The organism is Pedobacter chitinilyticus (assembly GCF_003313385.1).
In the GTDB taxonomy this organism is placed as follows: domain Bacteria; phylum Bacteroidota; class Bacteroidia; order Sphingobacteriales; family Sphingobacteriaceae; genus Pedobacter; species Pedobacter chitinilyticus.
The window spans coordinates 1,023,710-1,039,378 of sequence record NZ_QMHN01000001.1; the positions used below are offsets into that span (position 1 = coordinate 1,023,710).

13 protein-coding genes are annotated in these 15,669 nt (G+C 37.8%); 6 read left to right on the forward strand and 7 right to left on the reverse strand.

The window, feature by feature from the left end; all coding sequences use genetic code 11:
• Positions 1–326 precede the first annotated feature (326 nt).
• On the forward strand, positions 327–953 hold the full coding sequence (locus DUT70_RS04350) for a hypothetical protein (RefSeq protein WP_113646050.1): 627 nt from the start codon (positions 327–329) through the stop codon (positions 951–953).
• Positions 954–1,281: 328 nt separating this feature from the next.
• Positions 1,282–1,908, forward strand: coding sequence for a hypothetical protein (locus DUT70_RS04355; RefSeq protein ID WP_128353289.1), 627 nt, complete (start codon positions 1,282–1,284; stop codon positions 1,906–1,908).
• Positions 1,909–2,171: 263 nt separating this feature from the next.
• On the opposite strand, the gene DUT70_RS04360 is transcribed toward DUT70_RS04355, so the two are convergent.
• From DUT70_RS04360 to DUT70_RS04395, 7 genes are all read right to left on the reverse strand, one after another.
• Entirely contained in the window at positions 2,172–2,735 is a 564-nt protein-coding gene (locus DUT70_RS04360; RefSeq protein WP_113646052.1) for a hypothetical protein, read from the reverse strand.
• A gap of 5 nt (positions 2,736–2,740) precedes the next feature.
• Positions 2,741–4,135 carry a putative phage abortive infection protein gene (locus DUT70_RS04365; RefSeq protein WP_113646053.1) on the reverse strand — a complete coding sequence of 465 codons (1,395 nt, stop codon included), beginning with the start codon at positions 4,133–4,135 and terminating at the stop codon, positions 2,741–2,743.
• Between the two features lie 192 nt (positions 4,136–4,327).
• Positions 4,328–5,854, reverse strand: coding sequence for a class I SAM-dependent DNA methyltransferase (locus DUT70_RS04370; protein ID WP_113646054.1), 1,527 nt, complete (start codon positions 5,852–5,854; stop codon positions 4,328–4,330).
• A 1-nt stretch (position 5,855) separates the two neighbouring features.
• Entirely contained in the window at positions 5,856–7,070 is a 1,215-nt protein-coding gene (locus DUT70_RS04375; protein ID WP_113646055.1) for a ComEC/Rec2 family competence protein, read from the reverse strand.
• A 9-nt stretch (positions 7,071–7,079) separates the two neighbouring features.
• Complete coding sequence (locus DUT70_RS04380; RefSeq protein WP_113646056.1) at positions 7,080–8,300, reverse strand: restriction endonuclease subunit S; 1,221 nt, start codon at positions 8,298–8,300, stop codon at positions 7,080–7,082.
• On the reverse strand, positions 8,300–11,161 hold the full coding sequence (locus DUT70_RS04385) for a type I restriction endonuclease subunit R (protein WP_394342347.1): 2,862 nt from the start codon (positions 11,159–11,161) through the stop codon (positions 8,300–8,302). Before DUT70_RS04385 ends, DUT70_RS04380 begins: the two co-directional genes overlap by 1 nt.
• A 603-nt stretch (positions 11,162–11,764) precedes the next feature.
• A complete protein-coding gene (locus DUT70_RS04395) occupies positions 11,765–12,331 on the reverse strand; it encodes a hypothetical protein (protein ID WP_113646059.1) in 567 nt (188 codons plus the stop codon).
• Positions 12,332–12,789: 458 nt separating this feature from the next.
• Between DUT70_RS04395 and DUT70_RS04400 the strand changes: the two genes are divergently transcribed.
• From DUT70_RS04400 to DUT70_RS04415, 4 genes are all read left to right on the forward strand, one after another.
• The gene (locus DUT70_RS04400; RefSeq protein ID WP_113646060.1) at positions 12,790–13,104 is read left to right on the forward strand and encodes a helix-turn-helix domain-containing protein; all 315 of its coding nucleotides are present in this window, start codon (positions 12,790–12,792) and stop codon (positions 13,102–13,104) included.
• 307 nt (positions 13,105–13,411) lie between these two features.
• The gene (locus DUT70_RS04405; RefSeq protein WP_113646061.1) at positions 13,412–14,041 is read left to right on the forward strand and encodes a DUF4142 domain-containing protein; all 630 of its coding nucleotides are present in this window, start codon (positions 13,412–13,414) and stop codon (positions 14,039–14,041) included.
• Between the two features lie 99 nt (positions 14,042–14,140).
• The gene (gene xth / locus DUT70_RS04410) at positions 14,141–14,914 is read left to right on the forward strand and encodes an exodeoxyribonuclease III (protein ID WP_113646062.1); all 774 of its coding nucleotides are present in this window, start codon (positions 14,141–14,143) and stop codon (positions 14,912–14,914) included.
• 11 nt (positions 14,915–14,925) lie between these two features.
• On the forward strand, positions 14,926–15,390 hold the full coding sequence (locus tag DUT70_RS04415; protein ID WP_113646567.1) for an NUDIX domain-containing protein: 465 nt from the start codon (positions 14,926–14,928) through the stop codon (positions 15,388–15,390).
• Positions 15,391–15,669 lie beyond the last annotated feature (279 nt).

The window sequence follows — 15,669 nt, forward strand, 5'->3', positions numbered from 1 at the left end:
GTTAGTATTTAGATGCGTAGTCCCCAAATTCCCCTCTTTTAGAGGGGTGCCCAACGGGCGGGGTGTTTTTTCATGGTTTAATCGATGATTTGCTTTATTGGTTAACCGATGATTTGTTTAATCGGTTAATTGTAAAGCCACCAACTGAAAACTGCCAACTGTAAACTGAAAACTACCAACTGAAAACTGAAAACTGAAAACTACCAACTGATAACTGCCAACTGTAAACTAAAAACTGTAAACTAAAAACTGTAAACTGTAAACTGTCAACTTTGCACTTTATCCTCACATTTTCTATATTTATACCAACACTATCCTAATTTACTATGAAAAAATTCAAATCTACCGATCCCTTCGAGTTACGCCCGTGTCTTGTTGGAATGGGTGTATTCATCACCGAAGCCCATTATTATATCTTAGATTTATGCTATTACCTTACCTTTAAAAAATCGCTCAAGCTGATGGACCGCGAGTTTTACGATCCACTTTTAACCCCAATAATCGAAATTGAGTTCTATAAAGACATCGATGACCCTATCGTAAGAAACGGTCACGATGCTGGCACTTTGCTGACCGATTATCTGTATCCCTTCCTACTGCGTAATGGCCTCGATGAAGCAGAAATCTTTAAAGAAGACCTAGAGATTGGGCAAGCAAACAGGTACGCCACCTATGGTTCTTATGCGCTCAGAAAAAGTTATCCGCAAACCGCTTTGATTTATCAGCGGTTCCTCGAAGGACTATCCAAAAGTTTTTATTACTACGCCTGTGCACTAACAATGCAGAGTTATCAAATTCCTAAGCACATGAGAACAGCGATCGATTACAGCCCGCAAGGTAGCTTTAAATGGCTTAATGTCGAGCTTTACGAAGTACAAAGCCTAGTTGAATTGATTGAGGCCCTACAAGAAGAAGAAGCAAAGCTAAAAAAGATCATGACCAGAAAAAGGTAAGTTAGTGGCTAGCTGTTAGTGATTAGTAGTTAGATATTAGGAATTAGTATTTAGATGCCTAGTCCTAAAATTCCCCTCTTTTAGAGGGGTGCCCAACGGGCGGGGTGTTTTTTCAAGGTTTAACCGATGATTTGTTTTATTGGTTAACTGATGATTTGTTTAATCGGTTAATTGTAAAGCTGCCTACTCCTAACTGTCAACTGATAACTGTCAACTAATAACTGTCAACCGCCAACTGTAAACTGCCAACTGAAAACTGCCAACTGCCAACTGTCAACTGCCAACTGCTAACTGTAAACTGAAAACTGTAAACTGAAAACTGCCAACTATGAAAACAACCAAACCAACCGATCCATTCGAGTTAACCCCATGTATCCATGGAATGACCACAATCATCACCTATGCCTATACCCACATACTCAATTTCTGCTACGCCCTTACCTTTAAAAAATCACTGAAGGCCCTAGCCCATGAATTTAAAGACCCAGAAGAAAACCCCATCAACGACGTCGAGTTCTATCAAGATATAGACGATCCCATCGTAAGAAACGGTTACAATTCCGCCACGTTGCTCATCAACTACATCCACCCATTCCTACTACGCTACAACCTAGATCATGAACAAATAATGAATTTAAACCTCAACGACGAAGCAAAAAGATACGCCCCTACCTTTATCACTTACCTACGCGGAAAAAGCTACCTACAAACCTCACTAGCCTATCAACGTTTTCTCGAAGAACTCTCCAACACCTTCTACCACTACGCCTGCGCCCTAAGCCTCAACAGCTATCAAATCCCAGTGTACATGCGAACCTCCCTAAACTATACCCCACAAGGCAGCTTCAAATGGCTAAACAGCGACCATTATGAAGTACAAAGCCTAATTGAATTGATAGAAGCCTTGCAGAAACTAGAAGCAGAACTAAAAGAAATCATGACCAAAAAAAGGTAAGTTAGTGGCTAGTGATTAGGAGTTAGGAATTAGTATTCAGTATTTAGATGCGTAGTCCCAAATTCCCCTCTTTTAGAGGGGTGCCCAACGGGCGGGGTGTCTTTTCATGGTTTAATCCATGATTTGTTTAATCGCTTAATTGTAGAACTGCCTTCCCTAACTGAAACTGTCAACTGGTAACTCATAACTGAGAACTGCCAACTGCAAACGTCATCCAGTGCGTTACTGTCCCGACTCTTCGGGAGCGAAGGATCTCTAATCACCTAGGAATTTTCATTAAAAATATGCGAAACTTTATCATTAATGGATAGAGAAGATAGATAACCTTTAATTTGATCATCTTCTTGAATTAAAGTAAAAACTTGTCTATAGTTATTATCATATCTGTCTTTAAAAAAAATCATGGATAAAAACTTTAGGTCTTTAAAATTCGACTGTTTTTTGCGGAAGAAATACATAACAGTAACGTCTTGACTAATACAGTCTACATCTTCCGTAAGAATTTCTATATCACAAAATGGCATTGCTCTCACATTTAAATTTAAAGCCTGCAAGTTCCCTACTTTCTTTAAATGGATTATCAAATTTGGGTCCTCATTTCTACTTTCCAAGTGATAAAAGGCATATTCCTTCAAAATGAAAATAGGTCTATCTTCTTTAACGTATTTATCAATCTCGATTTGTGTTAAATCTAATTGGCTTTTTTGAACGATCAGTTGAGACTGAAAAGTTCTGTAGATAAAATATAATGTAACAATTGTAGCAATCGTTAAAACCCAGTCAGATACCGTGCCCCAAATTGTAACATCAAAAGGAAAGTTGAACATATTTATCAATTAATGAGCTTTCTATTGTCCTCTTCACTTAAGTTACTTCCTAAATCAAACAGTTCAAACAAACCATCACTCTCTCTTTTTCCCTCCTTAAATAGAAAGCTTCTATAACTATTATCCTTAAACAATTCAAATGGATCAAATTCTCTTAACACCAAATTTTGATCTAAATTATGTATCATTCTGTAATCTGTGAAAAACCTATTTGCAAGTCTCTCATCGCCTGGTTCTTTATCTTCCCAAGCTTCACCATACCCAGCTAGCCAATTATAATATAAAAGGGCTACTTCATGATTAGATAATTGTGCTCTAAACATTTTCAAATACTTTCTTTTGTCTTCGTAAGAAAGTATTTGGCTATTTTCATTAACAACAAAATTAACTATCGCATACATATGTCTATAGAAATGTCCTAGCCTTATTAAATGACCACCAAAAGGCTTATAACTAAAATCTAAATGTAGTGACTCTGAGTTAATGTAAGCTTTAATATACCTTATACCTCTTTTATGACAGGTTCGAAGCACTTCCAACTCTGCTAAAATCTCATTGTATAGTTTTGCATCGTTTTTTCTAGTAAAGTCATAATCCAATTTACTGTCTTTTATCAATTTATTATAAATGTCCTTACCAGAAAAGAAAATTTTATAGGAAAGCATCAATATTTTTTCATACAACACCTTCTTTTGATGTTTACTTAATGAATGGTTCTTTAACACAAAATGGCTTACAACATTAAAAGTCAAATGAAACTCCTTAAGCATAAGATTGAATATTTTTCGTCCACTTATTAACTTAGTTTCTTTTATATTATTTCTTTTTGACGAATCATATTCTCCTTTTGCTTTTTGTTGTTTCACTTCATGATAAATAATACATGCTTCGTCATCATTTATTTTTTCATCATACTGATATCCCTCAATTACCATTTCATTTACATTCTCTTTATGAAGCTTTAGCATTTCATAAAATTGAGATTCAAATTGCTGAAGCTTAAACTGTTTCTTTAACTCTTTATTTGCTTCTAAAAAAGACTTGTTCGCACTATATTGGGCATAAAAAGCTAACCCTGTTATAATTACACCTGCAATGGCTATAAAGGGGTTCATTACACCTCCAAGTGTATCACCCAATGGACCTGTTAAACTGTAAATTGATTTATTTTCACTTGTTCCATAAGACACTTCTTTAAAATCAATAAATTTAAAGATGATGATGGGACTTATGATCGCGAACAAAACAAATAAACCTCCTATCGTAAGCAAATAGAAACTTATTTTGCTTTCATTAACCTTACTACGGTACTTTATTTTAGGAAAAAGCAAATAAATAATCGAAAATATCAGAAACAGATATAAAAAGATAGATGCGAGAGCCGTTAATTCTTGTGTCATTCTTAATTATTATTTAACCTTATTTTTCAATTTCTTTAAATAAATTACTAGTATCACTATTGTTTTTTTAATCTGGCATCTCTATCAGACATCTCATCATAGCATCTATAGTAAATATCAGCCTGCCCCCGTCAGCTAGCTTGCTCATTATCTCCTTCAAAAAAAAAACTGTGTAGCTATTTGATCAGATACTTATTTTAAATTATCCTTTTCTAATACCCTTACTATCTCCCTAAAACTATCCAACCCCGCTTCAATATTATCAATAATCTCCAATGCTAAAACATCTGGGTCGGGTAAATTATCCAAATCAGTCAAACTCTGATCTTTTACCCAAAAAATATCCAAACTGGTTTTATCTCTTGCAATGATTTCATCATAGCTATATTTTCTCCAACGACCATCTGGATTGCTTTCACTCCAAGTTTCTTTACGTTTATTAATGTTTGAAGAATTATAGCATGCTACAAAATCTAACAAATCAGTTTCGGCTAAAGGTTTTTTCTTTAAAGTATGGTGAACGTTGGTTCTGTAATCATAAAACCAAACTTCTTTTGTCCAAGCATCTTTATTAGCAGGCTTGTTATTAAAGAACAAAACATTTGCCTTTACACCATTAGCGTAGAAAATACCAGTAGGCAAACGTAAAATCGTATGCAGTTCTGTTGTTTTCAATAACTGCTTTCTAATTTCTTCTCCTGCTCCTCCTTCAAATAAAACGTTATCTGGTAATACAACAGCCGCTTCGCCATCAATCTTCATTAAAGATTTAATATGCTGTAAAAAGTTCAACTGTTTATTGCTTGTTGTTTCCCAAAAATCTTGACGATTGTAGCTGATATCTTCTTTTTCGATATCACCATCTTCATTGGTAACGGTCATACCGCTTTTTTTACCAAACGGCGGATTGGCTAATACATAGTCATAAGTCTGACTGTCGGCTGCTATCAATGCGTCATTTGATTTTACCAACGGCTCTGCATCTATTTCACCAATACCGTGGAGATAAAGGTTCATTAGACACATTCTACGAGTACTAGCTACGATTTCATTTCCGTGAAAAGTACTGTTCTTTAAGAACATCTTTTCGTCTTTGTCTAATTTATTATTTTCAGTTAACCAATCATACGCTGCCAAAAAGAAACCGCCCGAACCACAAGCTGGATCTATTACTGTTTTCATAGGTTTTGGCTGTACGCAAGCAACCATTGTTTTGATTAAAGCGCGGGGTGTAAAGTATTGCCCTGCTCCTGATTTGGTATCTTCTGCATTCTTTTCGAGTAAACCTTCGTAAATAGTTCCTTTTACATCGGCACCCATTAAACTCCAATTTTCCTTACCAATTAAAGTGATGATACGTTGCAGGTTAGCTGGGTCTTGTATTTTGTTTTGGCTCTTTACATAAATTTGCCCTAACATTCCCTTCTCAGTACCTAATGACCGCAAAGCTTGTATATAAAAAGACTCCAATTCTGCACCATTTTTTGAAGTTAAATTCTCCCAAGAACAAACCTCTGTACCTTCCACTTCTTTGCCTTCTACATCTTTTAACCTAGGTAGTTTCAGATTTCTGTTATAAGGTGGCCTATTTAATTCATCCACCATTTTAAGAAATAGCAAATAGGTGATCTGTTCCAAATAATCTCCATAACCTACTCCATCGTGGCGCATTACGTTCGCCAGATTCCATATTTTTGATACTATTGCTGCTTCTGTCATTTTATAAATTGATCAATATGTCAGTTTTTGTTGTTAAAGTTGTTTCTGTACTATCAAAATCTGTATTTAAACATGATAAATAGATTTTGTCGGGATGCTTATAACTATTTTTTCCCACAGAAATTATTGCTTGTTTAAATCTCATACTTCCTGGATTGTGGTATATAAATTTCCCAGCTTTACCTCCATGGTGCGGGACAATAAGAAAATGTTCATGATTATAGTTTAAATGCGGTAATACAAATTGCGATAATTGCAAGTACTGACAGTCTCCGGAAAATATAACACTGGACTTTGCTGTTTTTAAGGATAAAACCAGACCAGATATATTTCGATCTTTGTGATACTGCGAATTATATAGAACTATTTGGTCGGTTGTATCATTTAGTGGCGTTAAACTTGTTATTCTAACTTTAGGTATTCTATTTTCAGCGCGAATTGCATATATATCTTGATAGTCCTTAACATTTCTAATCCTACTATATAATTTTCTACTTGTTAGATTCGGTATATCATTTCTAAAAATGTATTTTGAAAAAAAGGTTAGTTCCTTATCGGTCATTCCTAAAAGACAATGATAATGATCTTTGTCCCAATGTGATAGTATAAAAACAGGTTTATCGTTTCTGTAATTTGCATTGCTTTGATCAATTAATGTTCGAATTTCAGAAGGTTTAGCATCTACATTTGTTCCACAATCATAAACTAAAAGAAAGGTGTCGTCTCGAATAATTTCATTCCAATTTCCTTGTCCAACATTTCGAACATTAACCTTAATATGACCTTTCAAATCAAATAGTAAATCATCAATATTCCATTTACCACAAATTAGATGACTAGATTCAAAGTCGTTATTTACGGAAACTGAATGGTCGAAAATTTCTTCTCCAAAATTAAAATTTGATAAATTAATTGAATATGCTATCAATAGAGAGTTTTCATACTCATCCATGAAACCATTTTCCCACCAGTTAGTAATAGTTTCCCTTTTAATTGAATAGTAAGTGTTTTCCTGAATATTTTTACCATAATAATCTTTAAGTAAAATCATTGTAGGTTTTTCAATGTTCAAACTTGCATTCGAATATTCAGAAAACATTGCAAACTCATTCGAATCGTAGAAATCAAACAAAACTGTTTTATTTCTTTTATCAAATTCTTCAATATAAACTAAAATATCATCTGGAAAGTTTTTTTTATGATTACTATACTTCACTTCTAAAGATTATTTTTTGCTCTTTTTTATTCTCTCCAGCAAAATACTTGCAGGTTCATAATCTGCAGCTTGTTTGCATTCTGCCAATTCCTGTGCCGTTAACAAATTACCTTCAAATGCTTTTTTAAGAATGCTTTTGCGCAAAGCTTCTGCTTTCTCTAAACTTTCTTTGATGTTTTGTTCTATGGAATCACAAACAGATAAACGCGATTCGATATGTTTGACGATTTGATTCTGATTCACAAGCGAAGGGAATGGCACTAAAGTTTCTTTGATAGCATTCATTCCAACATTTCCTTGTCCAGTATTTCCAGTTTCTGCCGAAAAGAAATCATCTTTAAAATAATCTGTAGAAAAGTAATGCAAATAGTACTTTGGATTACAATCTTTATCAAACCTTATTGCAGCTAAGCGTTGATTCAGTAAAAGATTTTCATTCTTAACTAAAGCTGAAAATCCATAATCTCTTTTATTTCTGGTTCCAGTAAGTGATATAACAATGTCATTATCTTTTAAAAGATATTTTTTTGTCTTATCATTGAGTTCATTAATAAAAACAGGATTAGAATCTAACCTAATTAAATCAGGTCTAATATTCCCAATCCTAATAACTTGATAATTTCCTTTTTCTAAAAAATCAGGACTTTTAAAAGCAAATCCACCAATCGCATCAGAAATATTAATTAATTTCTGTTCTCTTTTCTCCTCCTCAAAAGCCTTTTTCAAAACCGCTTGCCTGTAAATTTTTAATTGCTGTTGTGCTTTTTTTAAATCGGCAACACCGGCATCTAAACTGCTAAATAAACTTTCTAATTTTTTAACAATGGCTCGTTGTTCGGGAAGGGGTGGTAACAAAATTCCATATTCATAAATTTTTGCCCCTGAGATAACTGGTTGTGCTGTTGAGTTAGATAGCTTATTAAGATTTTCAATTTCCAGAAGTAATTTGAAAAATTTCAGATTAGGTTTCTCAAAATTGAAATTTACTACCAGAGCATTATCTGTTACCCACGAATTGGGTTGCGTTATATGTACGACACCACACTTTGCACCAACTCTACCAATTATTAACTTTATATCTTCAAATAAAAAATCAGAATGATAACCACTAATTCCATTGCCTCCATAAACTGGAAATTTGCCAGCTTTCATTTTACTTGCTGGCAATCCTTTTCCACTGCTAACTGTAAGAATATCTCCCAATTTGCATTCTATCCAATCTTCTCTCATTATGCAGCTAACGCTTCATTTAATTCATTAATAATACTGTCCATTTCGTTACCAAATAATTGGTACATCTTTCCTCTTCCGCCTTTACTGTCAAATGGATTATAATCTAAATCATCCAGCTCAATATGGTACGAACTTACAATGTGGTCTTTTATCATGCGCAGCCATTCCATTTGTTCGGTGCTAAAGCGGTTGTGATGTCCGGCATTTTGGGCAAAAATCCATCGTTTAAAATTCTCATCAATGGTTTTATCAAAAGGTTTTAGTTCTTCATCTATGCCACAAACTTTTCTAATCAAAGAAACCAATGCCGTCAGTTCATCTTTAGGGCAATCACTTTTCACTTCTTCAATACTTGCATAAGCATTCCAAACATTTGCCGGAGCCAACAACGGCTTTTCCAGTTTCAGTTTGTCCATTACTTCTTTTATCATTTTAAAAGTAATGTTGCGGCGGTTGTAAGGCTGATCGTAGAAAATGCTCAACGCCTTTATTTCGTCTTTATTGGCTTTCAGGTATCCGCTGAAATCGTTAATCAAGGCTTTGGCTTTATCCACTGATTCGGTGTCCCATTCTGTTTTGGTCACTTCATCAAGGTTGATATGGTCGATAATCTGGTCGTGTTGTTTTCGCACATTATCAATATGCTCGTTAAGTTTGCCATTAAAAGTTAAAGAGGCTGTTTTTAGCAAAGCTTCCTGCGCTTCGGCTCGGGCCTGTTCTTCTTTTGCAGGTGTACGCTCATCAATTGGGATTTGCGCTATCAGCTCTTTTGTTTTGTCAGCAATTATGTCTTCATCAAAAGCCTCAATCAGCTCACGGGTCATTTGCTTCAAGCTTTTTCCCTTTGCCAGTTCCTGTATTTTCTCTTTTTCAGTATCGGATAACTGCTTTTCTAGTCGGATTAACCGGTTAGCCAAAGAAAGATACACATCTTCTTCCTGCACACCCATGGTTACGGCCTGCAACAAATCTTTTAAAGGAATAGTCGGTTGGCGTTCCAGCGGACGACTGTCTGTCTTTTTAGATTTTGTGGCACCCACTGCATCTACAATCACGAAATGTGTTTTCGCATCGGCAGTCTTGGTCACCAGCTGTAATTTATCGGCAGAAATGGTACGGGTACCACGTCCTTTCATTTGTTCAAAATAATTGATACTTCTCACATCCCGCATAAACAGCAGCACCTCCAAAGGTTTCACATCGGTTCCGGTAGCAATCATATCTACGGTAACGGCAATACGCGGATAATAGTCGTTTCTGAAACGGTTCAAGACCGATTTCGGGTCTTCTTCTATTTTATAGGTCACCTTTTTGCAGAAATCATTGCCTTCATCAAATACTTCTCTAATGATGTTGATGATATCGTCGGCGTGGCTATCTGTTTTAGCAAACACTAATGTTTTAGGGACTTCATATTCGCCTTTTTCAAAACGATTAGGAAAAATATCTTTTTTCAGTGCATCTTTATAGGCTGTGATAATCGTTCTGATCTGACTAATGTTGACTACCTTCTTATCTAAATCGTTGCGCAGATAGGCCGTATCTTCATCCTCCTGTTGCCAGCGTTTGGCTCTGGATAACTTATCTCTTCTATCTACAAACCATCCTTTTTCTATCAAACCTCCTTTGGTGGAAATATCTGTTTCGATTAAATAAACATCGTAAGGAACGTTCACGCCGTCAATCACCGATTCTTCGTATGTATATTGGCTGACTACATTTTCATTAAAGAAACCGAAAGTTCTTTTATCGGGCGTTGCAGTTAAGCCCACCAAAAAAGCATCGTAATAATCTAACACCTGTTTCCAAAGGTTATAAATAGAACGGTGACATTCATCAATAATAATAAAATCAAACTGCTCAATAGGAACTTTCGGATTGTAGGCAACCGGAATGGCATCTTTTTTTGCCAACTGCTTTTCTATCCACGATGAATTTTCATTGGGATTGATTACATCTTCATCCTCCTCCATTTCTTCGCCCTGCAAAATAGAATACATCCGCTGAATTGTAGAAATACACACCTGACTTTCATCGGCGATATAGCTCGACGTCAATCTTTGTACGTTATACAACTCTGTAAACTTCCGGTTATCATCCTGTGGTTGATACGCTCTGAACTCCTGCTCAGCTTGCTCCCCCAAGTTTTTGGTGTCGACTAAAAACAGAATGCGTTTAGCCTTTGCAAATTTCAGTAAGCGGTAAATAAAAGTGGCGGCAGTAAAGGTTTTACCTGCACCCGTTGCCATTTGAATTAATGCTTTTGGTCGGTTGCCTTTAAAAGATTTCTCTAAATTATTAATGGCAATAATCTGTGCCGGACGCAAATTTGTTTCATCCAACATCGGATAATCAGCAAACCTTCCTCTTAAACTTTTTTCTCTCTTCGACCATTCCAATAAAGTCTCCGGCTTATGAAAACTGAAAACATTTCTGCCCCGAGGCTTTGGGTCGGTATAATCGGTAAAACGGGTAACAACACCCGTGCTTTCGTAAATGTATTTTAACCCTTCTGTATTCTTGAAAAACTTCAGGTCAGCCGTTGCATATACTTTTGACTGCTCTTCAACAACGGTAAGCCGATGACCTTCATCATCCTTTTTGGCTTCTATTAATCCCAAAGGTTTTTGATTGACAAAAAGCACATAATCTGCTGGACCAACACTGGTTTGGTATTCACGAATGGCAACACCCAATCCTACGCTGAAATCAATATAATTCTTCGATTGCACGTGCCAACCTGCAAGCCGAAGCATTGCATCGATTTTATCACGGGCTTGTTGCTCAGGGTTTTGATTGAGTTCGCTAATCATCCTAACAAATGCTTTTTGTTTCTCGCAAGTTAATAATTTAAAAATTTGCTACAAACGCCTAAAATTATAACCATAAAACAAAAAAACAGCGGCCTTTCAGCCGCTGCTCCCTCAAACATCTACACCACTATCCCGTATGACATTCCCTCGCACAATGCACACAACCATTAATAGCCTTAGTAGGATGCTTTCGTTTAGCCTCAGCAACCGCAGAAGCACAAGTAGAAAACCTACCCAAACTATCATAAGTTAAAGTAGGATAATACCTACAATCATCAGCATGCACCTCATGATCCCCATTAGGTTGCATATTTAAATTTAAGCGATAAGCCCTTTCCATATTAAAATCTCCTTAAATAAATAGCCCTACAAAACTCCACAATTCAAAAACTAAAAAACTGCGGAAAACCGTATAGCCGTTAAAAAACAAAAGGTAGGATCCAAAGCAATAAAGAAGAAAAACCACCATACCACCAACAGACCCTACCCACAAACAACCGGTACATTAAACCAATGGCCATCACAACCAGTTCCCAGTTCCCAGTTCCTAGCCACTAACCCCTAGTAAACCAATGAACAAATGAACCAGTGAACTAATGAACAATTAAACTAGCCCCTAACTCCTAGTTCCTAGCTCCTAAAAACAAACTAAACAATCACCACCTCTTCCACATACACATTTCCAGGAGTGTCCGTCATTTGTACCAAAATGCGAGTACCCACTACAGGCGTATGCGCCACCGTAGCCGTGTACACCCAATCAAGCTTCAGCTCACTCTGTACCGCTAAGCCCTCCTCAATCAGCACATCATTCACATCAAACAAGCTCATCTTCACCGTTGTCACCGCCAACACATCCGTAATACGACCAGTTAACGTACTACCAAGCTCACCAGTGTACTTGCTCCAGTCCAACTTGTGCAAAATAGGAGCCGTTAAATAGTCCTTAAAAGCAACATTATACGCCGACTGTCCCTCTTTAGCCTTCGCTTGATAAGCAGCTTTCAACACAGGATTCTCCAGTACGCTCTTTGCATAAAAGCTCGCCTCCATAAACAAAAAGCGCTGCGTCATCTGATCCTCAGTCGGAACACGTTCACTCACCGACGGACGTACCGCCATCACTGTTCGATTTCCGCGCTTGCGGAAAACCAAATTGTTGCCAAATCTACCGCTGGCGCCATCCACAATGGGATTATTTTTACTAATTGCCATAAAAAAAAGTTTTTTGGGTTGAAAAAAAAAATTAACTAACCCAAATTTCTAAAGCAGCAACAACACAAACAAGCACCCAAAAAACAATGATGACTCAGTGTAACACTTGTAAACAACAAAACGCCAAAAAAGCCCTTCTAAACCACCAAAAACCCCTATTTCAAACATAAAAATTGGACACTTAGGTCATTTCTTGTGTCAACCTTGTGTGTTTCCTGTGTCAACCTTGTATTCACCTAGCATTCACCTAGGGTCTAGCCAGTATCATCCTTGTCTCAAACCACCCATATCACACCAAAAAATCAAACGCCAACAAAAAAACATCAAAAAAAATCGCCATAAATTGACACACAACATCAAGCTTCAAAAAAAATATTTTGAAAAATAAAAACCCTTTATTAAATTCAATTTCAGACCCTTGAACGCAGATACCTCAATTACAACTAAAACATCTAACTATGAAAAAGATAAAGGACAACTACATCCTCACCAAGGATGAATTTATAGTGATATATCATAGCGTCATAAACTATGCTACGCTGTTCGACTATATGAAACACAAAATACTAACAGGCGAGCTCATGAGCACCCCACAAGTAATAGCCCAATATTACATCACCCGACAAACCCTTTACCGTATCATCGATCGGGGCCTACTCAAACCAGTATTCAAATACCGCACCTACTATTTCGACGCCGACGACATCAAAAAATTCTTTCAGAATTACAGATCAGCCCAAAAAGTTCCGCTTCGAAAGACAAAACACGATTAAAGTTGTGATGCTTTAAGATTCCCGTATACACGGGAATGACGCCATGGGAACGGAATGAATAATAACCAACTAACCAGCAAAAAAATCAGCGCAATCTGCGGGAACAATTAACCAAATAAACAGTTAAACGAATACCCATAACTCGTAACACCTAACCCATAACTAACCACTAGCCACTAGCCACTAACCCCTATATCCTAACTCCTAACTCCTAACCCCTACCTCCTAGTTCCTAGTTCCTAACCACTAAAAAAAAACCAAACACCCCCACCAATGGTTATAACCAAGTAACAAAAGATAAAACGATATGAAAATCACCCTCACCCTAAGCATAGCAACCTGCCTCACCCTCACCCTAGCCTGCAACCCAGCAGAAAGAGAACACCGAGACACCCCAGCAGCACCCGCCGACTCCATTATAGACGCCACCACCAAAGCACAAGTAAGCACTGCCGATGTCAATGTAGACGGCGCAGAAAAAGCATTCATCATTTCCATCTACAGCCAAAGCCTTTACACCACCGAGCTGGCCACCATTGCCGCAAAAAGCCAAATGCCAGCACTGCGCACACTCGCCAAAAACATTACCCCTAGCTACCAAAAGCTCATTGCAGACATGGAGAAAATAGCCAAGGGCAAAGGCATGCTGCTAGAGCGAAACCTCTCCAAATCACAGCAAAAAGAGTTAAACGCCCTCAAACAACTATCTTCACCCACACTAGATCAGCAGGTGCTCCAAAAACTACAAACCCTACAAGCCGCCTTCACCAATCTATTTAAAGAAGGGCAACACCTCACCAATACCGATTTAAAAACCTATGCCAGCAATGCCATTAAAACCATTCAGCAACAGCAAGGCCCAACCACTAAACTACTTAACCAAGTAAACGAAACAGGCTCACAAAGCACCCGACCAGGCGAAGTAGCCACCCCCTAACCCCTAATTCCTAACTCCTATCTCCTAGTTCCTAACCCCTATCTCCTAGCTCCTAATTCCTAGCTCCTAACCCCTATCTCCTAACCCCTAAAAAACCAAATGAAAATAGCCACCTATAACGTAAACGGCATTAACGGCAGGCTGCCCGTGCTGCTACGCTGGCTCCACGAAACGCAACCAGACATTGTTTGCCTACAAGAGCTAAAAGCACCCCAAGAAAAATTTCCGCTACAAGCCATTGAAGAAGCTGGTTACTACGCCATATGGCATGGTCAAAAAAGTTGGAACGGTGTGGCTGTACTCTCCAAAGACCCTCAAATGAAGGAAATCCAGAGAGGATTAGCGGGTGATGATGAAGACCTCCAAAGTCGTTACCTAGAAGTATTTGTACATAAATTGCTCATCTGCTGCCTGTACCTACCCAACGGGAACCCTGCCCCAGGACCAAAGTTCGACTACAAGCTCAAATGGTTTGCCCGATTACAACAACAAGCAAAGCTATTGTTAGACAAACAACTTCCCGCAATCCTTATGGGCGACTTTAACGTAATGCCTACCGATTTAGATGTTTATAAACCCGAACGATGGGTAGACGATGCACTCTTTAGGCCCGAAACCCGAGCAGCCTTTCACGAATTAGTGAACCAAGGCTGGACAGACGCCATCCGTACCCTATACCCCCACGAAAAAATATATACCTTTTGGGATTACTTTAGAAATGCGTACGGCAGAGACGCAGGCCTACGTATCGACCATTTCCTGTTGAGCCCAGCCCTTAAAGACCGTTTAAAAACAGGCGGCGTAGACCGTCACGTTCGTGGATGGGAAAAAACCAGTGATCACGCCCCCGTATGGATTACCCTTTCCGAATAAACAACCCCCAAATGAAAACCAGCGCAGGCATTCTCCCATACCGCATCCAACAACAACAGCTACAAGTATTCTTGGTGCACCCAGGCGGGCCATTCTGGAAAAACAAAGACCTTGGAGCCTGGTCTATCCCCAAAGGAGAATATACCGAAGGCGAAGACCCATTAGCTTGCGCAAAAAGAGAATTTAAAGAAGAAACAGGCCAAAGCATTGAAGGCCATTTCCAGCCCCTAGGCGAAGTAAAACTAAAAAGCGGCAAGCTTATTACCGCTTGGGCAGTACAAGGCAATGTAGACGCTAATAACATCAAAAGTAACCTCATTAGCATTCCGTGGCCACCCAAAACAAATAAACTGATACAAATTCCCGAAGTAGACAAAGGCGAATGGTTTGATACTACCACTGCACTCACTAAAATTAACCCCGCCCAAGCAGCATTTATCCACCAATTAACAACCATAATCGCTATGTCGATTTAACCCAATCACCAGCACAAGTAACACTCTGGATGACAATAGCGCTTACTAATGAACTAATGAGCCAGTGAACATATGACCAGTTGGTAGTTAACAGTTATGAGTTATCAGTTACCAGTTATGAGTTAACAGTTAACCGATTAGACACATCAACAGCTAACCAAGCTGCTAGAGATCCTTCGCTCCTGAAGAGTAGGTACAGGTAACGCTTTGGATGACAATAGTGCTTACTAATGAACTAATGAGCCAGTGAACATATGACCAGTTGGTAGTTAACAGTTA